Source organism: Terrabacter sp. 2YAF2, assembly GCF_052114705.1.
In the GTDB taxonomy this organism is placed as follows: Bacteria; Actinomycetota; Actinomycetes; order Actinomycetales; family Dermatophilaceae; genus Terrabacter.
The window spans coordinates 1-26,643 of record NZ_JBFRFG010000006.1 but is presented as its reverse complement, the minus strand read 5'-3'; the positions used below and the strand labels follow the sequence as shown (position 1 = coordinate 26,643).

The following is a 26,643-nucleotide window of genomic DNA, read 5'->3' as shown; positions in this document are numbered from 1 at the left end:
GTCGCCGTCGGGACGGCGTCGCGACAGGGCCGAAAGACCTGAACCCATCGCGTATGCCGCGTGGCGCGTCCGCGCCGACGGCTCAGTCGTGCAGGTCGACGACCGAGAAGGTCTTGGCCTCGACGACCTCGGAGAGCTCGGCCGCCAGTGCGGCGGGGACGGCGCTGTCGACGTTGAGCACGCCGATGGCGCGGTCGTCCTGCCGCGAGACCTGCATGCCGCCGATGTTGATGCCCGCGTCGCCGAGGATGCGGCCGACACCGCCGATGACGCCGGGGCGGTCGGAGTACTCGAAGACGAGCATGTGCTCGGAGAGCGGGACCTCGAGGTCGTAGCCGTTGACCCCCACGAGCTTCTCGACCCTCTTCGGGCCGGTGAGCGTGCCCGAGACCGAGACGACCGTGCCGTCGGCCAGCGTGCCGCGCAGCGTCGTGACGTTGCGGAAGTCCCCGGAGTCCGGGTCGGTCACGAGACGCACGACGCAGCCCCGCTGCTCGGCCAGGACCGGCGCGTTGACGTAGGTGACGGGATCCTCGACGACGTCCGTGAACAGCCCCTTGAGGGCGACGAGCTTCCACACGCTGACGTCATGGGCCGTGATCTCGCCGCGGACGTCGACGTCGAGCTGGGCCGGCACGGTGCCGGCGACGGCCGTGAAGATGCGGCCGAGCTTCTCCACCAGCGGGATCCCGGGGCGGACCTCCTCGGCGATGAAGCCGCTGGAGACGTTGACGGCGTCGGGGACGAGCTCGCCCCCGAGGGCGAGGCGCACCGACCTGGCGACGGCGATGCCGGCCTTCTCCTGGGCCTCTTCGGTCGACGCGCCCAGGTGGGGGGTCACGACGACGGACTCGTGCTCGAAGAGCGGCGACTCGGTGGTCGGCTCGGACGCGAAGACGTCGATGCCGGCGCCGGCGACACGACCCTCGGCGATGGCGCGCGCGAGGGCGGCCTCGTCGACGATGCCGCCACGAGCGGCGTTGACGATCCGCACCGACGGCTTGACCTTGGACAGCGCCTCCTCGCCGATGAGGCCGATGGTCTCGGGCGTCTTCGGCAGGTGGATCGTGATGAAGTCGGACTGGGCGAGCAGCTCGTCGAGCCCGACGAGATGGGCACCGAGCTGGCCGGCCTTGGCGGGCGAGGCGTAGGGGTCGTAGGCGAGGATCCTCATGCCGAACCCCTTGAGCCGCTCGGCGACGAGCGCGCCGATGCGGCCGAGACCGACGACGCCGACGGTCTTGTCGAGCAGCTCGACACCGGAGTACTTGCTGCGCTTCCACGCCCCCGCCTTGAGGGCCTGGTTGGCCGGGGCGATGTTGCGGGCGGTGGCGAGGAGCAGGCCCACGGCGAGCTCGGCGGCCGAGGTGATGTTCGAGGTCGGTGCGTTGACGACCATGATGCCGGCGCGGGTGGCCGACTGGACGTCGACGTTGTCGAGCCCGACACCGGCGCGGGCGATGACCTTGAGCTGCTTCGCCGCGGCGATCGCCTCGGCGTCCATCTTCGTGGCCGAGCGGATGAGGATCGCGTCGACGTCGGCGAGAGCCGGAAGGAGCTCGTCGCGGTCGGCCCCGTCGACCGAACGGACCTCGAAGTCTGGTCCCAGTGCCTCGATCGTGGCGGGTGACAGCTCTTCAGCGATGAGGACGACAGGTCTGCTCACAAGGGGTCCCTTCCGGAGGGGCGAGGCCGCGCGTGCCGGGCGCGGGCCGTCGGAGGCACCTCGGCGTGCCGTCGGCGAGTCTAGGGGCTCGGCCTCCGAGAATCACGGAGCGACCACCGGGCCGGATCCGCGAGGGTCGGGGGGATCGTTGCGCTCCAGCAGGACCACAGGACACTCTGGACCATGCGCATCGTCGTGACGGGAGGGGCGGGCGACCTGGGGTCGCGAGTCGTCCGCGAGGCCACGGCTCGTGGCCATGACGTGGTGCCGGCCAGCCGCCGGACCGGCGTGGACCTCGCGACGGGCGATGGCCTCGAGGATGCCCTCCTCGGTGCCGACACCGTCGTGCACTGCGCCGACGATCCGTCCCGGGGTGACACGGTGACGGTCTACGCCACCCGCCGCCTGGCCGACGCGGCAGCCGCCCACGACGTCCACCTCGTGCACATCTCGATCGTCGGGATCGACCAGCAGCCGATGACCTACTACCGCCGCAAGCTGCGCGCCGAGCAGGGCATCGATGCGGCCGGTGGTCCGGCCACCGTCCTGCGAGCCACCCAGTTCCACTCCCTCACAGCGTTCTTCGCCCGAAGGTTGAGTGTCGGCCCGTTCACCGTGACGATCGGCGACATGGCCTTCCAGCCGGTCGACACCGACTTCGTGGCTCGTCGTCTCGTCGATGTCGCGGCAGGGCCCCGGCCGACGGGATACGTCCGGGCGCCGGACGTCGCCGGCCCCGACGTGCTGCCGATCGGCGAGGTGGCGAGGCTGGTGCGCGCCCATCGCCGCGCCTCGGCGCCTCGCGTCGTCCGGGTCCCGCCGCTCGGCCGCCTCATGCGGGCGATCTCCGAGAGCCGCAACGTCCCGGCTACCGGCACGGCCGACCTGGGCGGCCTGTCGTTCGCCGACTGGCTGGCCACCCAGCCCGAACGGCTGACGGGGCGCTGAAGGACCCCCCCGGCATGTGCGAGCGGCCGGCGCCCCCACGAACGGGACGCCGGCCGTCGGACCGCAGGGACGAGTCAGCGCGCGGCGCTGCCCTCGACGTAGTCGGAGTCGGTCTGCTTGACCCATGCCATGAGCCCCCGCAGCTCGCGGCCGGTGGCCTCGATCGGGTGCTGGGCACCCTTCTCGCGCAAGGACTTGAACTCCGGCGCACCGGCGTCCTGGTCGTCGATGAAGCGCTTGGCGAAGGTGCCGTTCTGGATGTCGCCGAGGACGGCCTTCATGTTCTCCTTGACGTGCGGGTCGATGACGCGCGGTCCGGAGACGTAGTCGCCGTACTCCGCCGTGTCGGAGACCGACCAGCGCTGCTTGGCGATGCCGCCCTCGATCATGAGGTCGACGATGAGCTTGAGCTCGTGGAGGCACTCGAAGTAGGCGACCTCGGGCTGGTAGCCCGCCTCGACGAGGGTCTCGAAGCCGTACATGACGAGCTGGCTCGCACCACCGCAGAGGACGGCCTGCTCACCGAAGAGGTCCGTCTCGGTCTCCTCGGTGAAGGTCGTCTTGATGCCGCCGGCACGGAGGCCACCGATCGCCTTGCCGTAGGCCTTGGCCAGGTCCCACGCCGTGCCCGAGGCGTCCTGCTCGACGGCGAGGAGCACGGGCACCCCACGGCCGTCGACGAACTCGCGGCGCACGATGTGGCCGGGCCCCTTGGGGGCGACCATGAGGACGTCGGCGTCGGGCTCGGGCTTGATGTAGCCGAAACGGATGTTGAAGCCGTGGCCGAAGAGCAGGGCGGCACCCTCCTTGAGGTTCGGCTGGATGTCGTTCGCGTAGACGGTCCGCTGCACCTGGTCGGGCGTGAGGATGACGACGAGGTCGGCCTCCTTGACGGCGTCGGCGACCGACGTCACCGTCAGGCCCTCGGCCTCGGCCTTGGCCCTGCTCTTGCTGCCGTCGGCGAGGCCGACGCGGACGTCGACGCCGGAGTCGCGCAGGTTGAGCGCGTGGGCGTGGCCCTGGCTGCCGTAGCCGATGACGGCGACCTTCTTGCCCTGGATGATCGACAGGTCGGCGTCGTCGTCGTAGAACATCTCGGCCATGGTGGCCTTCTCCTTCGGTTGCGGTGTGCGGTGGTCTGGGTGGGACGGTGAGGCCTGGGGTCGTTCAGGCGCTGCGGAGGTTCCGGTCGGTGATGGACCTCGAGCCGCGGCCGACGGCGACCAGGCCGGACTGGACGAGCTCCTTGATGCCGAACGGCTCGAGCACGTCGAGGAGGGCGCGGAGCTTGTCCGAGGTGCCGGTCGCCTCGATGACGATCGCGTCGGTCGTGACGTCGACGACCTTGGCCTTGAAGAGCTGGATCGTGTCGATGACCTGGCTGCGGGTCGCTGCGTCGGCGCGGACCTTGACGAGCAGGATCTCGCGCTGGACCGACGCGTGCGCCTCGAGCTCGACGACCTTGAGCACCTCGATGAGCTTGTTGAGCTGCTTCGTCACCTGCTCCAGGGCGGTGCCCTCGACCTCGACGACGACCGTGATGCGCGAGATCTCCGGCAGCTCGGTCGGGCCGACGGCGAGGGAGTTGATGTTGAAGCCCCGGCGCGAGAAGAGCGCCGCCACGCGGGTCAGGACGCCGGGCTTGTCCTCGACGAGCACCGACAGGGTGTGCTTGCTCATGCTCAGTCCTCCCGCTCCCAGACCGGCGCCTCGTGGCGTGCGGCCTGGATCATGTCGTTGCTGACGCCCGCCGGCACCATGGGCCACACCATGGCGTCCCGGTGCACGATGAAGTCGATGACGACCGGGCGGTCGTTCGTCTCGAGCGCCTGCCTGATGACGGCGTCGACCTCCTCGGGCGTCTCGGCGCGCAGCCCGAGGCAGCCGTAGGCGTCCGCGAGCTTGACGAAGTCGGGCACGCGCTGCTCGAGCGGCTGCAGGTTGGTGTTGGAGTAGCGCTCGTTGTAGAAGAGCGTCTGCCACTGGCGCACCATGCCGAGCGAGCTGTTGTTGATGATCGCGACCTTGATCGGGATGTTGTTGATGACGCAGGTCGCGAGCTCCTGGTTCGTCATCTGGAAGCAGCCGTCGCCGTCGATGGCCCAGACGGTGCGCTCGGGCTCGGCGACCTTGGCGCCCATGGCCGCCGGGACCGAGAAGCCCATCGTGCCAAGACCCCCCGAGTTGATCCACGCGTTGGGGCGTTCGTACTGCACGAACTGGGCGGCCCACATCTGGTGCTGCCCGACGCCCGCGACGTAGGTGGCCTCGGGGCCGGTCAGCGCGCCGATGCGCTCGATGACGTACTGCGGCGAGAGCGTTCCGTCCTCGCTGTCGGTGTAGCCCAGCGGGAAGGTCTGCTTCCACTCGGCGACGCGCTCGCGCCAGGCGGCATAGTCCCAGCCGCCGGCGTCTGCCTCGCTGGCCGCCCGGTCGAGCCTCACCTGCTCGATGAGGTCCTGGATGACCTCGCCCACGTCACCGACGATCGGGACGTCGGCGATGCGGTTCTTGGAGATCTCGGCGGGGTCGATGTCGGCATGGATCACCTTGGCGTGCGGGGCGAACGTCGAGAGCTGGCCCGTGACGCGGTCGTCGAAGCGGGCCCCGAGCGCGATGATGAGGTCGGACTTCTGCAGGCCGGTGACGGCGGCCACGGTGCCGTGCATGCCGGGCATGCCGAGGTTGAGCGGCTCGCTGTCGGGCACGGTGCCCCGCGCCATGAGCGTGGTCACGACGGGGATGCCGGTCAGCTCCACGAGGCGGCGCAACGCCTCGCTAGCGTGGGCCCGGACGACCCCGCCGCCGACGTAGAGGATCGGCTGCCTGGCCGCGGCCATGAGCCGGGAGGCCTCGCGGATCTGCTTGCCGTGCGGGCGCAGGACCGGACGGTAGCCCGGCAGGTCGATCTGCGGCGGCCAGCTGAACGTCGTCCTCGCCTGAAGGGCGTCCTTGCTGATGTCGACGAGGACCGGGCCGGGGCGACCGGTGCTCGCGACGTGGAACGCCTCGGCGATGGCCTGCGGGATCTTCGCCGGGTCGGTCACGAGGTAGTTGTGCTTGGTGATCGGCATCGTGATGCCGCGGATGTCCGCCTCCTGGAAGGCGTCGGTGCCGATGGCCGCGCTGGCGACCTGTCCCGTGATCGCGACGACCGGGACGGAGTCCATGTGCGCGTCGGCGAGTGGCGTCACGAGGTTCGTCGCGCCCGGCCCCGACGTCGCCATGCACACGCCGACCTTGCCGGTCGCCGAGGCGTACCCCTCGGCCGCGTGGCCGGCGCCCTGCTCGTGGCGCACGAGGATGTGGCGCACCTTCTTCGAGTCGAGCATCGGGTCGTACGCCGGGAGGATCGCGCCGCCCGGGATGCCGAAGACCGTGTCGCAGCCGATGGCCTCGAGGGAGAGTACGAGCGCCTGTGCCCCGGTGACCTCGAGGGCCGCCGTGACGGCCCCCGCGGGCTGCGGCTCTGCCGTGGGTCGGGGACGGGCCAGGGAGGCCACGTCAGCGGGCGAGGGCGCCTGCTTCGTCGTGTCGCTCACGATCTCTTCCTTGTCTCGAGCACATCGTTGTCCTGCCGGTTCGGGCCGGCTCCACCCACAAAAAAACCCTTCGGTCCCGCGGTGGGACGGAAGGGAGCGCGCTGACCGTTCGAGCTGGTCGGCGCGCTAGGGAAGTACGAGGAGTCTGGCCACGTGACCACCGTGCTACCCAGGCCCAGAAGTGTCAATCGGCCGTCTCGTGCGTCTCAACATGTGAACTCGGAGTCTCACGTACTGTCACTGGCGACGTTCGGGTGGAAAGTCGGTTGTCCGCGCGCCGGCCCGCTCGGGACACTGGCCGCCATGACCACTGTCGGCACCCCGCCGCCCGTCTCGCTCGTGCTGCCCGGCGACACCGATGGTCTCAGCACCCGCCCCCTGATGCGCAGCGACGCGGCCGCCGTCACGGCACTCGTGGCCGGGTGCGAGCAGCACGACGTCGGCGACGTGCTCATCGAGGAGGCCGACATCGTCGGCGACTGGCAGCGCCCCGCGTTCGACCTCGCGTCGCAGTCGGTGGGCGTCCTCCACGGCGAGCGCCTCGTCGCGTACGCCGAGGTCTACAAGGGCCGCTGGGCCGACGCCGCCGTCGACCCCGACTACCGGGGACGCGGCATCGGGACGGCCCTGTCGCACTGGACCCGGGCCGTCGCCGCGCGGGACGGTGGCACGCTCGTGGGCCAGCCCGTCCCCGGCGACTCCCCTGCCGAGCGGCTGCTCGCCTCCCTCGGCTACCGCACGCTCTGGACCTCGTGGGTCCTCCAGGTGCCGGCCGGGCAGGCGATCGACCCTCAACCCGTTCCCGAGGGATACGTCATCCGCGAGCCGCGCGACGAGGGCGATCTGCGAGCGACGTGGACCGTCAACGAGGACGCCTTCCTCGAGTGGTCCGACCGCGAGCGCGCGACCTTCGAGGAGTGGGCGGCGAACGTGTCGCGGCGGCCCGGCTACCAGCCGTGGCAGCTGCGCCTCATGGTCGACCGCGATGACCAGGTCGTCGGCATGGCCTTCGTCGTCGTCTCGAGCGGCTGCGCCTACGTCGACAAGCTTGCGGTGCGACGCGACGAGCGCGGTAAGGGGCTGGCCCGCGCCTTGCTCGTGGACGCCTTCGAGGTGGCCCGCGCACATGGTGGGGACCGGTCGGAGCTCTCGACCGACTCCCGCACCGGCGCGCTCGGTCTCTATGAGAAGGTCGGGATGCAGGTCACGTCGGTGTGGCGCCACTGGGCGGCGGACGTCACGCCGGAGCCGGTGGCCGCGCAGGCCTGAGGAGGCGTCGTGGAGCAGCACGCGAGCATCGACATCGAGGCCCCGGTCGCGCGGGCATGGTCGATCATGCGCGACGTGGAGCAGTGGCCCGAGTGGACCGCATCGGTGCGCGCGGTCACGCTGCTCGACGGCGCGCTCCGGGTGGGGGCACGGGCGCGCATCGACCAGCCGCGCATCCCGACCACGGTCTGGACCGTGACCGACCTGACCGAGGGGCGCGACTTCACATGGGAGGCCAGCTCTCCCGGAAGGCGGACCACCGGCCGGCACACCGTCGAGGCGACCGGGCCGGGCACCTGCCGGGCCACCCTCTCGATCACCCAGTCGGGCTGGGTCGGCTCGCTCGTCGGGCGCGGCTACCGGTCCCTCACCGACCGCTACCTCGCCCTGGAGGCCGCCGGGCTCAAGGCGCGAGCCGAGTCCACCGAGGGTTAGAGGTCTCAGCCCGAGGCTGCGCCGAGGGCCGGGTTGGCCGGTGACGCTGCGACGTCACCCGGGGCGAGGCCGGGCAGCCACGTCGCGAGGTCGTTCGCCTGGGCGGAGTTGGCCGGCTCGAGCACGGTGAGCCCGTCGGCGAACCAGATGACCGTCATGACCTCGCGCATCTGCGCCGAGGTGTTGCCGAGCGCCTTGTGCACCGTCCATCCCGAGTGGAACGACGCGTCACCGGCACGCATCGCGACCGGCTCGTCGACGACGAGGCCGCCCTCCGCGACCAGCCGGTCGAAGTGCTCCTCGGAGGCGTCGGAGATCCCGATGTCGCTGAGCGGGCCGTCGACGTGGCTGCCGGTCGCGAAGGCGAGCCCACCGTGGGCCGGCGTGATGTCCACGAGTGGCATCCACATCGTGAGGCACCGCGCGCCGTCGAGCGGCCAGTACATCGCGTCCTGGTGCCACGGGGTGTAGCCGCCGCCAGGCTCCTTGAACAGCGCCTGGTCGTGGTAGAGCCGCACCCGCGGGACGCCGAGCAGCCTCGCGGCCACGTCGGCGAATCGGGACGCCATGACGAAGCGGGCCACGCTCTCGTCGTGGCGCCATAGGTTCATCACCTGCAGGAACGCCATCCCGTAGCTGTCACGCTCGGCGAGCGGCCGGGTCTCGGTGCTGAGCCGCTCGACCGCCGCGGCAATGGGGCCACGGTAGGCCGCCGCGTCGCCGGCGTCCGCCACTCCCGAGAGCCGGAGGAAGCCCTGGGCCCGGTAGGCCGCCACCTGCTCGGCGTCGATGGGGTATGCCGTGGTGAGCTCGGGAAGCGTTTCAGTGGGCATGATGCAGACCGTCCTTCGCGGATCATCCACGACCGGAGTGGCCGTCGGATGGGTGCAGCCCACCAGACGCGTCATGAGGGTGCCCCGGACCGCATGGTCACCGGGGTACGTTCTGGTTTGATGTGGGCGTGAGCGATACCCCGTCGACGCCTGAGGTCGGACCGCGGCCGGCAGCCGGACGCCTCGGTCGGGTCCTCATCGCGGCCCGCATCACGGCAGGGAGCGGGCTGCCGCCGGGAACGACCCGACGGCACCCGACATGGGGTCTCACCTTCCTCACGTCCGGCACTGGTCGCTACCGCGACGCCCGTCATGACGAGCCCATCGGCGCGGGCACGCTCGTCGTCGTCCACCCGGGCCACCCGCACTGGTACGGCGCAGACCCCGGCGGCTGGGACGAGCACTTCGTCGTGTTCGACGGCGCGGTCTTCGACTGTGCCGGCCGCACCGGCGCCCTCTCCCCCGACCGCCCGCTCGTGCACGGCCTGCCGGTGCGCCGGTGGGCCGCCCGCTTCGCCGCGTTCGACCGGCCGCGACCCGCCACCCTCGACGCGCGCGACGCCGAGGCGCTCGACCTGCTCGCAGCCCTGCTCCAGGCGCGAGAGCTCGTCGACCACCAGCGGCGACGCGGTCCCGTCGCCGACGCCGGTTGGCTCGCGCGTTCGGTCGAGCTTCTCGAGGGCGACCTCGCCGAGACCCTCGAGCTGTCCTCGGTGGCGGCCGAGGTCGGGCTGCCCTACGAGACGTGGCGGCGGCGGTTCCGGGCCGAGACCGGAACCGGCCCGTACGCGCACCGGGCGGCCCGGCGGCTCTCCGCCGCCACCGAGATGCTCGTGCACACCGGGCTCAGCGTGCGCGACATCGCCGCCACCACCGGGTTCACCGACGAGCGGCACCTCATCAGGCGTTTCCGCGAGGCCACGGGTCTCACGCCCCGCGCCTACAGGGACGCGGGGCGCTGAGCCTGACCGGCGTCAGCCGCAGACGGCGCCGCCACTCGCGCTGCCGACGAGCTTGCGGTACTTCGCGAGGACGCCCCGGGTGTACTTCGGCTCCGGGTGCGTGATGCCCTCGGCGCGGCGGCGCTCCATCTCCTCGTCGTCGACCAGCACGTCGAGCGTGCCGCTCGCCACGTCGAGGCGGATCGTGTCACCGTCTCGGACGAAGGCGATGGGCCCCTCGTCGACGGCCTCCGGCGCGACGTGACCGACGCACAGTCCGGTCGTGCCACCGGAGAAGCGACCGTCGGTGAGGAGCAGGACGTCCTTGCCGAGCCCGGCGCCCTTGATCGCGCCGGTGACGGCGAGCATCTCGCGCATGCCGGGGCCACCCTTGGGCCCCTCGTACCGGATGACGACGACGTCGTTCTTCTTCAGGGAGCCCTGCTCGACGGCGTCCATGGCGGCGCGCTCGCCGTTGAAGACGCGGGCGGTGCCCTCGAAGACGGACTCGTCGAAACCGGCCGACTTCACGACCGCACCCTCGGGCGCGAGTGAGCCGGTGAGGATCGTCAGGCCACCCGTCTTGTGGATCGGCCGGGCCATCTCGCGGATGACTCGGCCGTCGATGTGCGGCGGGTTGATCTCGTCGAGGTTCTCGGCCATCGTCTTGCCGGTCACGGTGAGGCAGTCCCCGTCGAGCAGTCCCGCCTCGAGCAGCGTCTTCATGACGACGGGGATGCCGCCGATGTGGTCGATGTCCTTCATGACGAAGCTGCCGAACGGCTTGACGTCGGCCAGGTGCGGCACCTTGGCGCCGATGCGACGGAAGTCCTCGATCGTCAGGTCGACATCGGCCTCGTGCGCGATGGCGAGCAGGTGGAGCACGGCGTTGGTCGAGCCGCCGAAGGCCATGACGACGGCGATCGCGTTCTCGAAGGCAGGCTTGGTCATGATGTCGCGCGCCGTGATGCCGCGTCGGAGCAGCTCGACGACGGCCTCGCCCGACTTGCGGGCGTACATGTCGCGGCGGCGGTCGGTGGCGGGCGGCGCGGCCGAACCCGGGATCGACATGCCGATCGCCTCGGCGACGGCGGCCATCGTGTTGGCGGTGTAGAAGCCGCCACAGGCGCCCTCACCCGGGCAGATGGCGCGCTCGATGGCGTCGACGTCCTCGCGCGACATGAGACCGGCGTTGCACGCCCCGACGGCCTCGAAGGCGTCGATGATCGTGACCTCCTTCTCCGTGCCGTCGGACAGCTTGGCGACACCCGGGAGGATCGTGCCGGCATACAGGAAGACGGAGGCCAGGTCGAGGCGCGCGGCGGCCATGAGCATGCCCGGCAGCGACTTGTCGCAACCGGCGAGCAGCACTGAGCCGTCGAGTCGCTCGGCGTTCATGACGGTCTCGACGGAGTCGGCGATGATCTCGCGCGAGACGAGGCTGAAGTGCATCCCCTCGTGTCCCATCGAGATCCCGTCCGAGACGGAGATCGTGCCGAACTCGAGCGGGTAGCCGCCGCCCGCGTGGACGCCGTCCTTGACGGCCTTGGCGAGCCGGTCGAGCGAGAGGTTGCACGGCGTGATCTCGTTCCACGAGCTCGCGACGCCGATCTGTGGCTTGACCCAGTCGTCGTCGCCGAGGCCCACGGCCCGGAGCATCCCCCGCGCGGCGGTCTTCTCGAGACCGTCGGTGACGTCGCGGCTGCGGGGCTTGATGTCAGGCGTCTGCGTCATGCCCTGCAGCATAGGACCGTGTCCGCTGGGTGGACACCGCATCTCACAGCATGATCCTGACGAGCGAGCTCAGTCCCGCGCCCCGCGACTGACGTGGAAGCGCCTCAGCGCGCATGTGCCGAGGTCGATGTCGGTCCAGTCCCCCGCGTAGGACAGCACCGCCAGTCCGCCGGTCACGAACCCCCGGCCCAGGGCCTCGTGCGCCTCGAGCGATCCCTCCCCGTCGGTGAGCATGCTCGTGAGCTGCGCCATGGTCGGGTTGTGCCCCACGACGAGGACGGTCGCGGTGTCACCGGCGTCCTCGCGCACCGTCTCGAGGGTCTGCTCCGAACCTCCGAGGTAGACGCTGCGGCGGTACTCGACGAACTCGCTGTGGGCGCCGCCGCGGCAGGCCTCCTCCCACGTCTGGCGCGTGCGCTGCGCGGTCGAGCAGATGACGAGGTCGGGCACCAGCCCCTGCTCGTGCAGCCATTTCCCAGCGGCTTTCGCGTCCCGCCGGCCACGGGCTGCGAGCTCGCGGTCGTGGTCGGCCTTGCCCAGACCCTCCTCGGCCTTGGCGTGGCGCATCAGGACGAGGGTCTTCTCTCTCGCGGCGCTGCTCATGGTTCCGAGCATGCTCCCCGCTGGGCCCCCTTGTCAGCCCGGGGTCACAGCTCCAGGGCCGGCTTGATCCGCTTCGGCGTCCACATCCTCGACCGGCGTGCAGCGACGGTCGACACTGCGAGCGCGGCGAGCAGGTACGCGGCGAGGACGCCGACCGAGCCGGTCACCGGTCCGAGATCGGCGCCGTAGAGCAGCCGTCGCAGGCCGTCGACGGCGTGACTCATCGGCACGACGTGGTGCACGGCCTGTAGCGGCGCGGGGAGCGTCTGCCACGGGAACGTGCCGCCCGCGCTGACGAGCTGGACGACCATGAAGACGAGTCCGAGGAACTTGCCGACCGCACCGAGGCGCGCCGCCAGCGCGTGCAGGATCGCCACGAACGTCATCGAGGTGAAGCAGAGGAAGAGGAACGCGAGCACCGGATGGGCGATCCGGATGTCGACGCCGCGCCCGACGACGAGCACGAGTGCCGCGACCTGGACGAGCCCGACCAGCGTCGGTGCGAGCCAACCGCCGAGAGCCGTTCGGACCGAGCGTTGGCTCGTCGCGAGGGCTCGCGGCGACAGCGGCCGGACGAAGAGGAAGAGCACGTAGGCGCCGATCCACAGCGCCAGGCTCATGAAGAGAGGAGCCAGGCCGGCGCCGTAGGAGCCGGCCGACGACAGCGACCCGTTGGACACCCCGACGGGGTTGCCGATCGTCTGCGCCATCGCCTTGCGCTGGGCGTCACTGGGGTCGGGCACGGAGTCGCGACCCTTGACGAGCCCGGCGTGCAGGTCGGTGGCGCCCTTGGTCAGCGCGTCGACACCCGACGTGAGCGACGTCGCGCCCGAGGCCAGGGTGTCGCCTCCCGATGCCGCTCGAGCCGCACCGCTCGAGAGCTGGGCGGACCCCTTCTTGAGGGTGTCGAGGCCGCCGGCAAGGGATGCTGCGCCGTCGCGCACCTGCACCGCCCCGGAGTGCGCCTGCGCGATGCCGTCGGTCAGGGCCGGGGTGGCGTTCGCGAGCGACCTGGCGCCGGTGGCCACCTGGTCGGCTCCGGTCGACAGACGCGTGAGGTCACGGGAGGCCGACTGGATCGTCGCGTCCGCCGTGCCGACGTAGCCGTCGATGGCGTCGAGGCGCGACTCGACGACCGAGAGCTGGGCGTCGGTGAGGCCTTGGGCGCGCAGGTCGGCGAGGAACGTGGCGCGGTCGGCGGTGATGCGCTTGCGGAGGTCGGCGGAGGCCGTCGCGGCCTGGCTGCCGTAGCCGGCGACGGCTCGGTTCCCGGCCGCGACCTGCTCGGCCCCGTCGGCCAGCTGGTCGGTCTGGGACGGCAGCGTCGCCGTGCGCGCCTGGAGCGTGCCCAGCCCCGACGCGAGCTGTGCAGCGCCGGCCTCGAGGTTGTCGGCGCCGGAGGCTGCCTGGCCGATTCCGGTGTCGAGTCGCTTGGCGCCGGACGCGAGATCGTGCAGGCCGCCGGCGAGACTCGTGGCGCCCGTCGCGAGCTGGTGGGCGCCTGAACCGGCCTTCGCAGCACCGGCCCGCAGCTGCTCGGAGCCGTCCACGGCCTTGACGAGCTGGTCGTGCACCTGGCTGAACCCGAGCAGCAGCTTGCTCGCCGCCGTCTGGCTGACCTCACTCGCCACGGACGCGGTCACCTGCTTGATGACCTGGTTACCGATCATCGAGGTCATGTAGTTGTTCGCATCGTTGGTCTCCAGCACCACGGTGGCCTGGCGCGGGGTGAACTCGGCGGTCGAGGCGAGGTCGGCCGAGAACGTCCGCGGCAGGATGACGGCGAAGGCGTACGTTCCGTCGTCGACGCCGCTCATCGCCTCGGCGTGCGACACACGGTGCCAGTCGAACGACTTCGACTGGACGAGGTGGTCGGCCACCTGGCCACCCACCTGCAGCTTCTCCCCCGTGGTCAGGGTCGTGCCGGTGTCGTCGCTGACGACGGCGGCGGGCACCTGCGGGAAGGCGCCGTACGGGTCGTGGTTGGCGTAGAGGTAGAGACCGCCGTAGAGCGTGGGGATGAGGACGAGCGCAGCGAGTGCCAGCCGCGCCAGCCGCGAGGCGGTGAGGCGGCGCAGCTCGGCGACTGCCAGACGGACCGGGTTCATGCCGAGAGCTCCTTCTCGGAGAGCTCGACCACGGTCGCGGACTCGACGGCCGCCGGCAGCGCCGCGGCGGCTGCGGCCGTGGTGAGGACGATGACGACGAGTCCGGACGCCGCCAGGCGGCGGCACGTCTCGAACCACACGGCATGGTCGCCGCCATGGCGTTCCGGACCGGCGAGGACCAGGACGCGCACCCGCGGGTGCATGGCGCCGAGCTCCAGCAGCAGGCCCGTGCGGACCCCTGCCGGCAGCTGCTCCCACGGCCGACCCGCTCGGTCGGACAGGTCGTGCGCTGCGAGGAAGGCCGCCACGGCCGCTCGCGTCGCCGGCCTTTCGGCCAGCGCCAGCTCCTCCTGCACGACCGCCTTGACGGCGATGCTGTCCTCCGGCGCAGTCACGTCGGCGACGTCGACGAGCCTGGTGAGCAGCTGCAGGTCGTCCAGGTCCGAGACCCCGCCGATGCTGATCCGGCCCCGGAGCAGCTCGACACGGCCGCCGACGGCCAGCGCGAGGGCGATCTGGGGGATGCCGGGGTCGGTCGCGACCACGGTGACCTCGCGGGAGGGCGCGGTGAAGGCGACGTGCTCAACGAAGGGCTCGTGGGTGCCGGCGACGCTGACGTCGTCGACGACGACGGTGGGCAGGTCCGGTCCGAACCGGCGGTCTGCTTCAACTTCATTCACGATACGAGTATGCATCGAATACAGGTGTGTATTCAATTCGGCAACGTATCCTGTCGTCATGACCACGACGGCCGAGCCCCGGATCAGCGCCCGACGCCAGGCGACCCGGGAGCGGGTCCTGGAGGCGGCGAGCGAGGTCTTCGCCGAGCGGGGGTTCCACGGCGCCACGGTCGAGGACATCTGCGAGCGCGCCGGCTTCACCCGCGGGGCCTTCTACTCGAACTTCTCCTCCAAGGACGACCTCGTCCTCGAGCTGTCGCAGCGCCATGCCGAGAAGCTCGTCGAACGCATCCGCCGGGCCAGCAAGCGCGAGCACGCGACCGCCGAGGAGGTCCTGCGCGACGTCTTCGCGGCGCTGGCCGACGACAGCCGCAGCAAGGAACGCTGGCTCGTGCTGACGACGGAGTTCACCCTGCACGCCATCCGCGACGCGAACGCCCGCCGGGCCTGGGCAGCCCAGCAGCGCCGCGTCAGGGACGAGCTCGTGACGGTGGTCGACGAAGCCGTCGCTCGCCAGGGGCTGAGGCTCCCGATCCCCACCGAGCTCTTCGTGCTCGCGGCGATCTCACTCGCGCAGGGGTCGATGACCCAGCGCCTCGTCGAGCCGAGCTCGCTCTCCGTCGGCGAGCTCGAGCGGACCGTCCTGCCGATCCTGCTCGGGGTCGACTCCTGACGCTGCAGACCGTCAGCCGCCGGACACCGCGTTGATGATGTGCACCCGTGCACCAGCCGGCACGGGGGTCCGCACGCCCTCCCCTCGCGTGGCGTCCTCGCCGTTGACGAAGACCTTGACATGGCGACGGATCTGACCGCGCTCGTCACGCACCTTGCCGTCGAGGATCCGGTGCTCGGAGAACGCGCGGTCGAGCAGGGCGGCAACGGTCTGCGCCTCGGCGGGCGACTCGACCTCGATCTCCGCGACGCCTCCCACGAGGTCGCGCAACATACCGGGCAGGATGACGCGGACAGGGGCTGGCGGCATACGGAATCCCTTGCGGTTCAGTTGAGCTGGGCGGCGCGCACGACGAGGACGTCGGGCAGCTGGGTGGCGATGCGCTGGAACGACTCACCCTCGTCGGCCGACGCGAAGACGTCACCGTTGCGGGTGCCGAGGTAGACCCCGACCGGGTCGGCCTCGTCCAGGGATGCCGCGTCGCGCAGGACGCACGTGTAGCTGTGGCGGGGCAGGCCGTTCGCCTGCTGGCGCCACGTCGCGCCTGCGTCGTCGGAACGCTGCACCTGCAGCTGGGCGTCCGGTGGGATGCGCTCGCCGGCGTCTGCGACCGGCACGACCCACACCACGCCCGCCCGGCGTGGGTGGGCGAGGACGGTGAACCCGAAGTCGGTCGGCAGGCCCTCGGCGATGGACTCCCACGTCTGTCCGTTGTCACCGGACCGGTAGACGCCGTTGTGGTTCTGGGCGAAGAGCTCGCCGTCACCCTGACCGCGAGCGACCTTGTGCACGCACTGGCCGTACTCCGGGTACTCGTCGTCGGGCATGAAACCGGCTCTGATGCCCGGGTTGCTCGGCGCCCACGTCTCGCCGCCGTCGAGCGAGCGGTAGACGCCCCCGGTGCTCATGGCGACGAGGAGGCGCTCCGGATGCCCGGGCTCGGGGAGGACGGTGTGGACGGCTCCGCCGCCGAACCCGGGCTCCCAGTTCGGGCGGTGCGGGTGGTCCCACAAGCCACGCACGAGCTCGTAGCGCTCACCCCGGTCGGTGCTGCGGAAGAGGGCATGCGGCTCGACGCCGGCCCACACGACGTCGGCGTCATTGGGGTCGGGCGTCAGCTGCCAGACGCGCTCGAGCGCCGTGTCCGTGTCACTCGGGAACGACAGTGCCCGCTCGGCGCTCTCGGTCCACGTGCGCCCGCCGTCGGTGCTCGCCTGGACCGTCGGCCCCCAGTGCCACGACTTGACGCCCGCGAGCACCGACGCTCGACCCTGGCGCGTGTCGACGGCAACGGACGCGACCTCGCTCATGAGGAAGTGCGGACCCTCGAGGACCCACTCCCGACGATCGGTGCTGCGTGCGATCCAGAGTCCCTTGCGCGTGCCGATGGCGACGATGGTCTCGGTCATGTTGACAGTGTCCACTATGCGTGGGATGCAGACAAGGGCCCGGCGACGACGTTGTCGACCGGCTCACCGGACAGCATGGCCTGCACCTGCCGACGCACCAGCGCGAGGGCGCGGGGCCGCATCGCCCGGGTCGCACCTCCGACGTGCGGGGTGATGAGGACGCCCGGGGTCGTCCACAGCGGGTGACCCTCCGGAAGGGGCTCGGGATCCGTGACGTCCAGTGCCGCCCGCAGGCGCCCGGAGGCACACTCGGCGACGAGGGCCTCGGTGTCGACCACCGGCCCACGGGCGACGTTGACGAGCAGCGCGCCCTCCGGCATACGACCGAGCATCGTGGCATCGAAGAGTCCGCGCGTCGCATCGGTGAGCGGCACGATCACGACGACGACGTCGTGCTCCGGCAGCAGGTCGGGCAGGTCGTCGATGCCGTGCACGTGCGGCACGAGCTCATCGCCGGACCTCGCCCGCGAGGCGACCGCCGTCAGGGCCACCTCGAAGGGCGCGAACCGGCGGGCGACCGCACGGCCGATCTGGCCGTATCCCACGACGAGGACGCGGCTGTCGGCGAGCGCCGAGCGCAACCGCAGTGGCTCCCAGTACGAACGCCCTTGCGAGACAACGAAGTCGGGTATGCCACGGATGGAGGACAAGGTCAGCGTGAGGGCCAGCTCGGCCGTGGACGCATCGTGGACTCCTGCCGCGTTGCACAGGTTCACTCCGTCGGGCAGCTCGGCGACGTACTGCTCGTAGCCGGCGCTCTGCAGCTGGACGACCTCGAGCGCGTCGAGCCCCGGCGTGACGCCGGCGAGGCTCACCTGCGTCATGTAGGGCACGACGGCCAAGCGGATCTCGCTGCCGCGCGGGTGCGGCTGCTCCATGTCCCAGACGACGGCGTCGACGCCCTCGAGGTCGGCGAGCGCGTCGACGAACTCGGGGTCGGGGACGGACACGACAAGCGGATCGGCAGCCATGTCGATCACGCTAACGAAGACTGCGCGAAAACGCGGGAGCCGGCCGCGCCCGTGCGGGTTAGGCTCGCGCGGTGATGCCCCAGCCCCACGTCCTGACCCTCAGCTCGGGTCGAAGCGCCGTCCCGAGCGGAGGCGGGCGCCCGACCGCCATCGACAAGCAGCCCGTCGACATGTTCGAGGTGCGCGACCCGGGACCCAAGCGCGGAGGGCTCGGCAGCGGGGTCGTCGGTGACGAGATCGGCAACCCCAGGCACCACGGCGGTGAGCTGCAAGCTGTCTACGCCTACGCGCGCGAGGACCAGGAGTTCTGGGAGCAGCAGATCGGGAGGCCCGTCCCCTCAGGAGGATTCGGCGAGAACATCACGACGAGGGGCGTCGAGGCGACCCATGCTCTCGTCGGCGAGCTCTGGCGGATCGGGGACGTCGTGCTGCGCGTCGAGGTCCCCCGCATCCCGTGCCAGACGTTCGCAGCGCACATGGGCGAGCCCCGGTGGGTGCGGCGGTTCACCGAGGCGGGGCGCACCGGCGCCTACCTCTCGGTCGTCACTCCGGGCGTCGTGCACACCGGCGCAACGATCGAGGTCGAGCGACCCGGCCACGACATCGACCTCCTCCTGCTCTTCCGGGCCTTCGGTGGCGACCTCGCCGCCGCGCGGCGGGTGGTGGACGCGGACGTCGTCCACCCCGACGTCCAGGCCGGGCTCGTCGACACCCTCTCGCGTCGCGAGGGTTGAGCCACAGCGGTCGCCTCGTCCCGTGGGACACAATGAGGTATGCCGCACCCGTCCCGGTCATTCGGGCGCGCCCTCGTGGTGGGCGTCGCCGTCTCCATGGTCGGGGCAGCGTGCTCGGCGGGCGAGCCCGCCGCTCCCCCGCCGGGTACCGGGATCGCGACCACGCAGAGCCCGACCACACGTAGCCCGACCACACGTAGCCCGACCACACAGGGCACCGCGGCGCGGAGCCCGGCCACGGCGTCCGGCTCCGGCACCGGCACGGCGAGGGCCACCACGACAGCCCCTCCGCCCGTTGCCGACTCGGCCCCGCCGGTGACCCTGCTCGGTGGCGTCGACATCGCGTGGTCGGTGGCGGTGCTGCCCGATGGCAGCGCCCTGGTCAGCGAACGAAACACCGGCCGCATCCTGCACGTACCCAAGCCCGGCACCGGGGGCAAGGCCACCCTCGCCGGACGCCTCCCCATCACCAGAACGGAAGGAGAGGGTGGCCTCCTCGGGCTCGCCGTCCCGGGCGACTTCGACGCCGACCCCGTGCTCTATGCGTACTACTCGACCGAGAGCGACAACCGCATCGCGGCTATGCCATGGCGCGACGGCACCATCGGCGAACCGGTCGTCATCCTCTCGGGCATACCCCGCGGCCGGAACCACAACGGCGGCCGCATCGCCTTCGGGCCCGACGGCTACCTGTACGTCGGTACGGGCGAGGCCGGCGACACCTCCCTGTCGCAGAACCTCGGGTCGCTCGGCGGCAAGATCCTGCGCATCACCACCGACGGCGATCCTGCTCCGGGCAACCCCTTCGGCGGGTCGCCCATCTGGTCCTACGGTCACCGCAACGTCCAAGGCCTTGCCTGGGACAGCCGGAAACGCCTGTGGGCCAGCGAGTTCGGTCAGGACACGTATGACGAGCTCAACCTCATCGAGCCCGGCAAGAACTACGGCTGGCCCGAGGTGGAGGGCCGAGCCGGCAACCCGGAGTACGTCGACCCGGTTGCCGAGTGGCCGACGTCGGTGATGTCACCGAGCGGCATCGCTGTCGGCCCCGACGACGCCGTCTACCTGGCCGCGCTGCGCGGTCAGTCGGTGTGGCGCGTGCCCCTCAACCCCGACGGCTCGGCGGGCACGCCGACCCGCCACCTGCAAGGGGCCTACGGCCGCATCCGCGACATCCACTTCGTCGGCAACAGGGTCTGGATCACGACGAGCAACAACGACCGCGCCGACCGACTGCTCTCGCTGCCCCTCTCCGCCGTCGGGACCAAGGCCGGCTGACCCTGGCCGTGGGCGTGCACCGCGCCTGGCGCTGCTGCCCACGCACGACGTGACTAGCCTGACGGGCAGGGACGGCGCCAGCGCCGCCCACGATCAGAGGGGCACCAGATGGGTTCGTACGACGAGATCCTCGACCAGGTTCCGATCGACCAGCTGGCGGGCCAGCTCGGGGTTGGCAGCGACGAGGTCCGCCAGGCGGCGGAGCACGCCCTGCCTGCGCTCCTGGGTGGACTCCAGGCCAACGCCTCGGACCCGGCGGGAGCCGACTCGCTGCTGGCAGCACTGTCGGACCACCAGGGGCCCGTCAACAGCCTGGGCGACGTCGACGAGCAGGATGGTCGTGCCATCGTGGGCAACATCTTCGGTGGCAACACCGACCAGGTCGTGGGCCGGCTCGGTGGCCTGGGCGGCACGTCCGGGAGCCTCGTGCAGAAGCTGCTGCCGCTCCTGGCGCCGATCGTCATGTCCTGGCTCGCGAAGAAGATGGGTCAGGGCGGCCTCGGCGGCATGCTCGGCGGTGGCCCGGGTTCGACCGACGGGGCAGGTGCCGGTGCGGGGGCGGGCTCCGCCGACGCCGGCCCGCTCTTCCCCGGCGGTGCGGGCGCCGACAGCGGACCGGTCCAGGCTCCGGGCAGCGCGACCCCGACGGGCGCGGCATCGGGCGGGAGTGGCCCGCTGCAGGACATCCTCGGCCAGGTGCTCGGCGGGGGTGCCGGCTCGTCGGGCGACAGCGGTGGGGCCGGCGACATCCTCGGTGGCCTGCTCGGCGGCCTCCTCGGCAACGGCAAGCGCTGACCCCTCCCTTTCCCCCTTCAACCTCAAACCTCAACCGTCGAGAGGCCACGAATGGCCGCCCTGCGCCCGTCGAGAGGTCACTTCCTGTGACCAGAAGTGGCCTCTCGACATGGGCGAAGCGGCCGAACGTGGCCTTTCGACGGTTGGGAAGCGGCCGAACGTGGCCTCTCGACATGGGCGAAGCGGCCGAACGTGGCCTTTCGACGGTTGGGAAGCGGCCGAACGTGGCCTTTCGACGGTTGAGGGCGGCGGCGGGGGTTACTGGAGCTTGGCGAGGATGAGCTCGCGGGCCTTGCCGGCGTCGGCCTGACCCTTCATCTCCTTCATCACCTGGCCGATGAGCGCACCCGCGGCCTGGACCTTGCCGTCGCGGATCTTGTCCGCCACGGCAGGGTTGGCCTCGATGACCTTGTCGACGGCAGCCTCGAGGGCACCGTCGTCCTGGACGAGCTCGAGCCCGCGGGCGTCGGCAACCGCCGTCGGGGTTCCCTCGCCGGCAAGCACGCCGTCGAGGACCTGGCGGGCCATCGAGTCGTTGAGCCGTCCGGCGGCGACGAGCCCGTCGAGCTCGGCGATGTGCGCGGGCGTCAGGCCCAGCCCGGCGGCATACGTGACGATGTCCTGGCCCTCTGCGTTGGCCCGCCGCGAGGGCTCACCGAGCCACCACTTCTTCGCGGCGGCGGCGCTGGCACCGGCCGCCACCGTCTCCTCGATGAGCTCGACCGCGCCGGCGTTGACGACGTCACGCATCTCGAGATCGCTGTAGCCCCAGTCGGACTGGAGCCGCTTGCGACGCGCAGCGGGGTTCTCGGGCAGGGTGCCCCGCAGTGCCTCGACGGTCTCGCGAGTCGGCGCGACGGGCACGAGGTCGGGCTCCGGGAAGTAGCGGTAGTCCTCGGCGTCGGACTTGACGCGGCCCGACGTCGTGATGCCGGTGTCCTCGTGCCAGTGACGCGTCTCCTGCAGGATCGAGCCGCCGCCGTCGAGGATCGCCGCGTGGCGCGAGATCTCGTAGCGCACCGCCCGCTCGACCGAGCGCAGCGAGTTGACGTTCTTCGTCTCGGTGCGGGTGCCGAGCGGCACGGCGAGCTGGGCCTCGTCCAGCGGGGCACCGACGCGCGGGCGCAGCGAGACGTTCGCGTCGCAGCGCATCGAGCCCTGCTCCATCTTGACGTCGCTGACGTCGAGGGCGCGCAGCAGGTCGCGCAGCGCCGAGACGTAGGCCTTGGCGACCTCGGGCGCCCGCTCCCCCGCGCCGACCATCGGCTTGGTGACGATCTCGATGAGCGGGATGCCGGCGCGGTTGTAGTCGACGAGCGAGTGGTCGGCCCCGTGGATGCGGCCCGTCGCGCCACCGATGTGCAGCGACTTGCCGGTGTCCTCCTCCATGTGCGCGCGCTCGATCTCGACGCGGTACACAGTGCCGTCCTCGAGCTCGACGTCGAGGTGTCCCTCGAAGGCGATGGGCTCGTCGTACTGCGACGTCTGGAAGTTCTTCGGCATGTCCGGGTAGAAGTAGTTCTTCCGGGCGAAGCGGCACCACTCGGCGATCTCGCAGTTCAGCGCGAGGCCGATGCGGATGGCCGACTCGACGGCCTTCTCGTTGACGACGGGCAGCGCGCCCGGCAGGCCCAGACACACCGGGCAGACCTGCGAGTTCGGCTCCGCGCCGAACTCGGTCGGGCAGCCGCAGAACATCTTGGTCGCCGTGTGCAGCTCGACGTGGACCTCGAGGCCCATGACCGGGTCGAACTTCGCCATGGCCTCGTCGTAGTCCATGACGGCGTCGGTCGCGACGGTGGTCATCTCAGGCTCCCTTCACAGCAGCAGCGCCGCCCAGCGCGGGCGCGCGGTCGAGGATCGGACCGCCCCAGCGGTCGACGAGGGCGGCTTCGAGGGCCGCGCCCACGGAGTAGAGCCGCTCGTCCTTCATCGCGGGCGCGAGGATCTGGATGCCGGCGGGCAGGCCGTCCTCGTCGGCGAGGCCGGACGGGATCGACATGCCGGGCACGCCGGCGAGGTTGGCCGGGATCGTGGCGATGTCGTTGAGGTACATCGCCATCGGGTCCTCGAGCTTGTCGCCGAGCTTGAACGCCGTGGTCGGCGCCGTCGGGCTGACGAGCACGTCGACCTTGTCGTATGCCGCGTCGAAGTCCTGGGCGATGAGCGCGCGGACCTTCTGCGCCGAGCCGTAGTACGCGTCGTAGTAGCCGGAGCTCAGCGCATACGTCCCGAGGATGATGCGGCGCTTGACCTCGTCGCCGAAGCCGGCGTCACGCGTGGCCGCCATGACCTGCTCGGCGCTCGGGGCGTCGACACCTTCGGGCAGCACGCGCAGGCCGTAGCGCATCGCGTCGAACTTGGCGAGGTTGCTCGAGGCCTCGCTCGGGAGGATGAGGTAGTAGGCCGCGAGGGCGTAGTCGAAGTTTGGGCAGCTGACCTCGACGACCTCGGCGCCGAGCTCCTCGAGCAGGGCGACGGACTCGTCGAAGCGGGCGCGCACTCCCGGCTGGTAGCCCTCGCCGCCGAGCTCCTTGACGACACCGATCCGCATGCCGCGCACGTCGGCGGCGCGGGCCGCCTCGACGACCGCCGGGACGGGTGCGTCGATGGACGTCGAGTCCATCGGGTCGTGGCCGCCCATCACGGCGTGGAGCAGCGCGGTGTCGAGCACGGTGCGACCGCAGGGGCCGGCCTGGTCCAGCGAGCTGGCGAGGGCGACGAGGCCGTAGCGCGAGACGCCGCCGTACGTCGGCTTCGTGCCGACGGTGGCCGTGACCGCCGCGGGCTGGCGGATCGAGCCACCGGTGTCGGTGCCGGTCGCGAGCGGCGCCTGGAACGAGGCGAGCACCGAGCTCGAGCCACCGCCCGAGCCGCCGGGGATCCGGTCGAGGTCCCACGGGTTGTGCGACGGGCCGTACGCCGAGTGCTCGGTCGAGGAGCCCATCGCGAACTCGTCCATGTTCGTCTTGCCGAGGATCGGCAGACCGGCGTCGCGCAGCTTCGTGACCACGGTCGCGTCGTACGGCGGGATCCAGCCCTCGAGGATCCGGCTGCCGCACGTCGTGGGCACGCCCTTCGTCGTCATGACGTCCTTGACCGCGATCGGCACGCCGGCGAGGGCGCCGAGGCTCTCGCCCGCCTGGCGTCGCTCGTCGACCGCGCGCGCCTGGGCGAGGGCGCCGTCGGTGTCGACGTGGAGGTAGGAGTGCACCTGGCCGTCGACGGCGGCGATCCGGTCGAGGTGCGCCTGCGTCACCTCGACGGAGCTGATGGTCTTGCTCGCGAGGGCGTCGGCCAGGTCGGCGGCCGTGGCCCTCGTCAGGTCGGTTGGCAGGTCGGTCACGTCAGTGCCTTCGGTTCGTAGCTGCGACAACAGGTCTCGTGGGTGCCCGTGACGGGCGGGGCGTATGCCGGGTGGTGGGCGACACGGCATACGCGGGCTGCGTGTGAGCGCTCAGTCCTCGTCGAGGATGCGCGGCACCGAGAAGCGCTGCTGCTCGGCCTCCGGTGCTCCGGCGAGGACGGCTTCGGCGCCGAGGCTCGGGCGCACCACGTCGGGGCGGGTCACGTTGGTCAGCGGCATCGGGTGCGACATCGGGGCGACGCCGTCGGTGGGGGCCTGCTGGACCTTGGCCACGGACTCGAGGATGACCCCGAGCTCACCCACCATGCGGTCGAGCTCGGCGTCGGAGAGCTCGATGCGGGCGAGGGCGGCCAGGTGGGCTACGTCGTCGCGGGACAGGGATGACATGCGGGCCAGTCTATGGGGCGCTCCCTCGGGCGCGGACCACGCATCCGGGTGCTCGGGGCGGCCCGCCGGCCGGCCCACGGTGGACCGCGGGTGAACTCACGCAGGTGCGGGCGTGTCCTGCGGCCGGGGTCGCTCGTTGACCACACCGGATCCACGAACAGCCCAAGGAGACCCCTCGATGACGAGCCCGGCCAGCCCGACCACCGCGACGCCCGAGCCTGCGGACACCGCGACACCAACCACGCCGACCGCCGCGCCGACGACCACGCCACCACCGGCGACGCCTCCGTCCGCACCGTCCAGCCCCGTGCCGAACAACCCGACCTCGGCGTCTCCCACGGACCGGGCGACCGCCAAGGCGGAGGCTGTCCCGGCGCGTCGCTCCCTCGACGTGCGCGCCAGCGCGCGCAGGGCGGTCAGCCTCACGGGTGCCGGCATCGCGCGGCTGCGCACGCTGCTGGGGCAGCTCGTGTGGTTCGCCTGCCTCCTCGCGGCGACGGCCCTCCTGCTCGGTGCCGTGCTCGTCGTGCTCGAGGCCAACACGCGCAACGCGCTCGTGGAGGCCGTCCTGCGTGCTGCGGACTGGGCCGACCTCGGCGTCTTCAGCCGCACCGCGGGTGTCAAGCAGTTCACCGGCGACGGCGCCGTCGTCAAGAACGCCCTCACCAACTGGGGGCTCGGCGCGGTCGCGTGGCTCGTCGTCGGTCGGCTCGCCCGCCGCATCCTCACCCCCTGACGCCGGGTCGGCGGTCGGCCACGAACTCGTCACACCGCGTGAGGGACGAAGCGCCAGCCGTCGCCTTCGACGGCCACCAGCGGTCCAGGAAGATCGGCCCCACCACGACCGCCGTTCTGCTGTAGCCGCACTCCCCCCGACGCATCTTTGGAGACGGTGACTCGAAGCGCGAAGATGCCGCTGCCCGACCGTCGAACGAGACGACGGCGGGGCGTCTCTGGACGCCGGTCCCGGTCGTCAGCAGTGACACGCGTCCGCCCAGCGACGTCGAGACGCAGCCGTAGACCACGACCGTGTCCCGGTAGTCGTGGTGTTCCCCTGACCAGTCGCTGCCGAGCAGGAAGCCAGGGTCCCGCCGAGCGGGGCAGGTCGTCGCAGTCGGCCGGCCGGGTGGGCGGCCGATGCGGGCTGGGAGGGGCAGCTCGGGACGGAGCGCGCTGCATCCGGCACACATGGCGACGGGGCCAGACCGGCCGCGAGCCGGCCCGGACGTGAAGCGCTGTCATGTACTTCTGACGCCGGAGTCCCGACAACCGTTGCGCCGCGATCGCCAGCGGGCTGACAGGTGAGCCCCTGAGCGTCACCACAGGAGGTCAACAGCCAGAACATCTACGCAGGGCCGAGAAGCTCGCCGGTCCGAAGCGGTTTCTGCGGTCTTGCTCCGTTACGCCACCGATGGGCCTCAGTTGGGGCAACCTGTCCACGGGGGGTGCACATGCCAGGCGAAAGAGCTCATGGCGACGGCAACGCGCTGGCCAGCAGGCGGTCGTTGTCCTACGTCGCGGGTCTGCTCCACATTCTGCAGGCCGTGCTCCTGCTGGCCGCGCTGCCCGTGATCGCGATGATGTTCCTCGGGAGCCTCTGGGAGGGCGGTGACACGGAGTTGAAGCAGCGGATCGTCGACTGGGGACTGCTCGCGGGCCCCGCGACCATCGCCGGAGCCGGACTCTTCGCCGCGACCGCCGTCACCGTCCTGCGGCGCAGGCCCGGACAACGTCCACTGGCCCTGGCCAGCGCGATCCTGCTTGCGGTGCTTGCGGCGGGCTGGGCCTGGACCTTCCAGGGCAACCTGGTCTCGGACCGGTCCACACTCGGGCAGTGGGCACTGCTCACCCTTCCCGGCCTGGTGGGTTGCGCCATCGTCATCGCCGGAGAGCCACCGTCCTGAACCGCGCCATGCCGTGCTGCCCAGCCGGGTTGTCCTCCTGGCTGGCCACCACGGCTACGCGGTGGTGGCCGAGGTCGACGCGCGGCGCTGGGCCGCGCCGGCGCCCCAGTGGCTCAGGTCGAGCAGCGCGGCGATGGCAACCCAGAAACAGTCCCAGCCGCTCAGGCCACCGGCCCGCCAGAGGATGACGTACATCAGGGTCGCGAACGGCAGGAAGAGCAGACCGAGCAGCGGCCAGATCCACGAAGTGAAGGCGGCGTTGACCATGGCCGGTCGGGCGATCCAGACGATCAGCAGGGCCAGTCGCGGGAACACGCCGGCCAACAGCACGAACAGGCAGCCCATGGCCTGATCCTCTCCTCGATG

The 26,643-nt window shown here is 71.3% G+C and carries 26 protein-coding genes; 10 read left to right on the top strand and 16 right to left on the bottom strand.

The annotated features are described in order from the left end of the window. Window positions 1-82: 82 nt before the first annotated feature. Window positions 83-1,666 (bottom strand): phosphoglycerate dehydrogenase, encoded by a 1,584-nt coding sequence (serA, locus tag AB4030_RS08885; protein WP_442278857.1) that lies wholly within the window; start codon window positions 1,664-1,666, stop codon window positions 83-85. Window positions 1,667-1,849: 183 nt separating this feature from the next. On the opposite strand from serA, the gene AB4030_RS08880 reads away from it, so the two are divergent. Next, the gene (locus AB4030_RS08880) at window positions 1,850-2,614 is read left to right on the top strand and encodes an SDR family oxidoreductase (protein ID WP_442278856.1); all 765 of its coding nucleotides are present in this window, start codon (window positions 1,850-1,852) and stop codon (window positions 2,612-2,614) included. Window positions 2,615-2,688: 74 nt separating this feature from the next. Here AB4030_RS08880 and ilvC read toward each other — a convergent pair whose 3' ends face one another. From ilvC to AB4030_RS08865, 3 genes are all read right to left on the bottom strand, one after another. Then, entirely contained in the window at window positions 2,689-3,717 is a 1,029-nt protein-coding gene (gene ilvC / locus AB4030_RS08875; RefSeq protein ID WP_442278855.1) for a ketol-acid reductoisomerase, read from the bottom strand. Window positions 3,718-3,781: 64 nt separating this feature from the next. Then, entirely contained in the window at window positions 3,782-4,294 is a 513-nt protein-coding gene (ilvN, locus tag AB4030_RS08870; protein WP_442278854.1) for an acetolactate synthase small subunit, read from the bottom strand. Window positions 4,295-4,296: 2 nt separating this feature from the next. Beyond that, window positions 4,297-6,156: an acetolactate synthase large subunit gene (locus AB4030_RS08865; RefSeq protein ID WP_442278853.1), complete on the bottom strand. Its 1,860-nt coding sequence runs from the start codon at window positions 6,154-6,156 to the stop codon at window positions 4,297-4,299. Window positions 6,157-6,459: 303 nt separating this feature from the next. Here AB4030_RS08865 and AB4030_RS08860 point away from each other — a divergent pair, with 303 nt between their 5' ends. Further along, on the top strand, window positions 6,460-7,425 hold the full coding sequence (locus AB4030_RS08860) for a GNAT family N-acetyltransferase (protein ID WP_442278852.1): 966 nt from the start codon (window positions 6,460-6,462) through the stop codon (window positions 7,423-7,425). A gap of 9 nt (window positions 7,426-7,434) precedes the next feature. Next, window positions 7,435-7,860: an SRPBCC family protein gene (locus AB4030_RS08855; RefSeq protein WP_442278851.1), complete on the top strand. Its 426-nt coding sequence runs from the start codon at window positions 7,435-7,437 to the stop codon at window positions 7,858-7,860. A 5-nt stretch (window positions 7,861-7,865) separates the two neighbouring features. Here the strand turns inward: AB4030_RS08855 and AB4030_RS08850 are convergent, their stop codons facing one another. Then, window positions 7,866-8,693, bottom strand: a complete 828-nt coding sequence (locus AB4030_RS08850; RefSeq protein WP_442278850.1) for a phytanoyl-CoA dioxygenase family protein — start codon at window positions 8,691-8,693, stop codon at window positions 7,866-7,868. A gap of 128 nt (window positions 8,694-8,821) precedes the next feature. On the opposite strand from AB4030_RS08850, the gene AB4030_RS08845 reads away from it, so the two are divergent. After that, a complete protein-coding gene (locus AB4030_RS08845; RefSeq protein WP_442278849.1) occupies window positions 8,822-9,655 on the top strand; it encodes a helix-turn-helix domain-containing protein in 834 nt (277 codons plus the stop codon). A 12-nt stretch (window positions 9,656-9,667) separates the two neighbouring features. Here the strand turns inward: AB4030_RS08845 and ilvD are convergent, their stop codons facing one another. The 4 genes from ilvD to AB4030_RS08825 all read right to left on the bottom strand — a co-directional run bounded on the left by ilvD (window position 9,668) and on the right by AB4030_RS08825 (window position 14,759). Beyond that, the gene (gene ilvD, locus AB4030_RS08840; protein WP_442278848.1) at window positions 9,668-11,368 is read right to left on the bottom strand and encodes a dihydroxy-acid dehydratase; all 1,701 of its coding nucleotides are present in this window, start codon (window positions 11,366-11,368) and stop codon (window positions 9,668-9,670) included. A gap of 69 nt (window positions 11,369-11,437) precedes the next feature. Next, a complete protein-coding gene (locus tag AB4030_RS08835; RefSeq protein WP_442278847.1) occupies window positions 11,438-11,971 on the bottom strand; it encodes a SixA phosphatase family protein in 534 nt (177 codons plus the stop codon). 44 nt (window positions 11,972-12,015) lie between these two features. Continuing rightward, the gene (locus tag AB4030_RS08830; RefSeq protein ID WP_442278846.1) at window positions 12,016-14,079 is read right to left on the bottom strand and encodes a YhgE/Pip family protein; all 2,064 of its coding nucleotides are present in this window, start codon (window positions 14,077-14,079) and stop codon (window positions 12,016-12,018) included. Then, window positions 14,076-14,759 carry a hypothetical protein gene (locus AB4030_RS08825; protein ID WP_442278845.1) on the bottom strand — a complete coding sequence of 228 codons (684 nt, stop codon included), beginning with the start codon at window positions 14,757-14,759 and terminating at the stop codon, window positions 14,076-14,078. Before AB4030_RS08825 ends, AB4030_RS08830 begins: the two co-directional genes overlap by 4 nt. A gap of 58 nt (window positions 14,760-14,817) precedes the next feature. On the opposite strand from AB4030_RS08825, the gene AB4030_RS08820 reads away from it, so the two are divergent. Next, entirely contained in the window at window positions 14,818-15,432 is a 615-nt protein-coding gene (locus AB4030_RS08820; RefSeq protein ID WP_442278844.1) for a TetR/AcrR family transcriptional regulator, read from the top strand. A 12-nt stretch (window positions 15,433-15,444) separates the two neighbouring features. On the opposite strand, the gene AB4030_RS08815 is transcribed toward AB4030_RS08820, so the two are convergent. The 3 genes from AB4030_RS08815 to AB4030_RS08805 are packed head-to-tail and all read right to left on the bottom strand — an operon-like array spanning window position 15,445 to window position 17,812. Next, window positions 15,445-15,741: a MoaD/ThiS family protein gene (locus AB4030_RS08815; protein WP_442278843.1), complete on the bottom strand. Its 297-nt coding sequence runs from the start codon at window positions 15,739-15,741 to the stop codon at window positions 15,445-15,447. Between the two features lie 17 nt (window positions 15,742-15,758). Further along, on the bottom strand, window positions 15,759-16,841 hold the full coding sequence (locus AB4030_RS08810) for a WD40/YVTN/BNR-like repeat-containing protein (protein ID WP_442278842.1): 1,083 nt from the start codon (window positions 16,839-16,841) through the stop codon (window positions 15,759-15,761). 14 nt (window positions 16,842-16,855) lie between these two features. Then, complete coding sequence (locus AB4030_RS08805) at window positions 16,856-17,812, bottom strand: 2-hydroxyacid dehydrogenase (RefSeq protein WP_442278841.1); 957 nt, start codon at window positions 17,810-17,812, stop codon at window positions 16,856-16,858. A 74-nt stretch (window positions 17,813-17,886) separates the two neighbouring features. Here AB4030_RS08805 and AB4030_RS08800 point away from each other — a divergent pair, with 74 nt between their 5' ends. The 3 genes from AB4030_RS08800 to AB4030_RS08790 all read left to right on the top strand — a co-directional run bounded on the left by AB4030_RS08800 (window position 17,887) and on the right by AB4030_RS08790 (window position 20,619). Beyond that, a complete protein-coding gene (locus tag AB4030_RS08800; RefSeq protein WP_442279110.1) occupies window positions 17,887-18,546 on the top strand; it encodes an MOSC domain-containing protein in 660 nt (219 codons plus the stop codon). A 315-nt stretch (window positions 18,547-18,861) separates the two neighbouring features. Beyond that, complete coding sequence (locus tag AB4030_RS08795; protein WP_442278840.1) at window positions 18,862-19,824, top strand: PQQ-dependent sugar dehydrogenase; 963 nt, start codon at window positions 18,862-18,864, stop codon at window positions 19,822-19,824. 108 nt (window positions 19,825-19,932) lie between these two features. Continuing rightward, complete coding sequence (locus AB4030_RS08790; RefSeq protein ID WP_442278839.1) at window positions 19,933-20,619, top strand: DUF937 domain-containing protein; 687 nt, start codon at window positions 19,933-19,935, stop codon at window positions 20,617-20,619. A 258-nt stretch (window positions 20,620-20,877) separates the two neighbouring features. Here AB4030_RS08790 and gatB read toward each other — a convergent pair whose 3' ends face one another. The 3 genes from gatB to gatC form a co-directional block, all read right to left on the bottom strand. Further along, window positions 20,878-22,425 (bottom strand): Asp-tRNA(Asn)/Glu-tRNA(Gln) amidotransferase subunit GatB, encoded by a 1,548-nt coding sequence (gatB, locus tag AB4030_RS08785; protein ID WP_442278838.1) that lies wholly within the window; start codon window positions 22,423-22,425, stop codon window positions 20,878-20,880. Between the two features lies 1 nt (window position 22,426). Next, window positions 22,427-23,956 (bottom strand): Asp-tRNA(Asn)/Glu-tRNA(Gln) amidotransferase subunit GatA, encoded by a 1,530-nt coding sequence (gene gatA / locus AB4030_RS08780; RefSeq protein WP_442279109.1) that lies wholly within the window; start codon window positions 23,954-23,956, stop codon window positions 22,427-22,429. Window positions 23,957-24,076: 120 nt separating this feature from the next. After that, the gene (gatC, locus tag AB4030_RS08775; RefSeq protein WP_442278837.1) at window positions 24,077-24,373 is read right to left on the bottom strand and encodes an Asp-tRNA(Asn)/Glu-tRNA(Gln) amidotransferase subunit GatC; all 297 of its coding nucleotides are present in this window, start codon (window positions 24,371-24,373) and stop codon (window positions 24,077-24,079) included. A gap of 178 nt (window positions 24,374-24,551) precedes the next feature. On the opposite strand from gatC, the gene AB4030_RS08770 reads away from it, so the two are divergent. Further along, a complete protein-coding gene (locus tag AB4030_RS08770) occupies window positions 24,552-25,109 on the top strand; it encodes a hypothetical protein (RefSeq protein WP_442278836.1) in 558 nt (185 codons plus the stop codon). Between the two features lie 715 nt (window positions 25,110-25,824). Beyond that, a complete protein-coding gene (locus AB4030_RS08765) occupies window positions 25,825-26,277 on the top strand; it encodes a hypothetical protein (RefSeq protein ID WP_442278835.1) in 453 nt (150 codons plus the stop codon). A gap of 54 nt (window positions 26,278-26,331) precedes the next feature. Here AB4030_RS08765 and AB4030_RS08760 read toward each other — a convergent pair. Continuing rightward, the coding region (locus tag AB4030_RS08760) for a hypothetical protein (RefSeq protein ID WP_442278834.1) at window positions 26,332-26,643 on the bottom strand (312 nt) is incomplete at its 5' end.

Coding starts and splice junctions, on each gene's coding strand:
- AB4030_RS08880 (WP_442278856.1), top strand. CDS start 1,850: ATGCGCATCGTCGTGACGGGAGGGGCGGGCGACCTGGGGTCGCGAGTC.
- AB4030_RS08850 (WP_442278850.1), bottom strand. CDS start 8,693: ATGCCCACTGAAACGCTTCCCGAGCTCACCACGGCATACCCCATCGAC.
- AB4030_RS08815 (WP_442278843.1), bottom strand. CDS start 15,741: ATGCCGCCAGCCCCTGTCCGCGTCATCCTGCCCGGTATGTTGCGCGAC.
- gatB (WP_442278838.1), bottom strand. CDS start 22,425: ATGACCACCGTCGCGACCGACGCCGTCATGGACTACGACGAGGCCATG.
- ilvC (WP_442278855.1), bottom strand. CDS start 3,717: ATGGCCGAGATGTTCTACGACGACGACGCCGACCTGTCGATCATCCAG.
- AB4030_RS08835 (WP_442278847.1), bottom strand. CDS start 11,971: ATGAGCAGCGCCGCGAGAGAGAAGACCCTCGTCCTGATGCGCCACGCC.
- AB4030_RS08800 (WP_442279110.1), top strand. CDS start 17,887: ATGCCCCAGCCCCACGTCCTGACCCTCAGCTCGGGTCGAAGCGCCGTC.
- ilvD (WP_442278848.1), bottom strand. CDS start 11,368: ATGACGCAGACGCCTGACATCAAGCCCCGCAGCCGCGACGTCACCGAC.
- AB4030_RS08810 (WP_442278842.1), bottom strand. CDS start 16,841: ATGACCGAGACCATCGTCGCCATCGGCACGCGCAAGGGACTCTGGATC.
- AB4030_RS08765 (WP_442278835.1), top strand. CDS start 25,825: ATGCCAGGCGAAAGAGCTCATGGCGACGGCAACGCGCTGGCCAGCAGG.
- gatC (WP_442278837.1), bottom strand. CDS start 24,373: ATGTCATCCCTGTCCCGCGACGACGTAGCCCACCTGGCCGCCCTCGCC.
- AB4030_RS08790 (WP_442278839.1), top strand. CDS start 19,933: ATGGGTTCGTACGACGAGATCCTCGACCAGGTTCCGATCGACCAGCTG.
- AB4030_RS08860 (WP_442278852.1), top strand. CDS start 6,460: ATGACCACTGTCGGCACCCCGCCGCCCGTCTCGCTCGTGCTGCCCGGC.
- ilvN (WP_442278854.1), bottom strand. CDS start 4,294: ATGAGCAAGCACACCCTGTCGGTGCTCGTCGAGGACAAGCCCGGCGTC.
- AB4030_RS08820 (WP_442278844.1), top strand. CDS start 14,818: ATGACCACGACGGCCGAGCCCCGGATCAGCGCCCGACGCCAGGCGACC.
- AB4030_RS08770 (WP_442278836.1), top strand. CDS start 24,552: ATGACGAGCCCGGCCAGCCCGACCACCGCGACGCCCGAGCCTGCGGAC.
- AB4030_RS08830 (WP_442278846.1), bottom strand. CDS start 14,079: ATGAACCCGGTCCGTCTGGCAGTCGCCGAGCTGCGCCGCCTCACCGCC.
- AB4030_RS08805 (WP_442278841.1), bottom strand. CDS start 17,812: ATGGCTGCCGATCCGCTTGTCGTGTCCGTCCCCGACCCCGAGTTCGTC.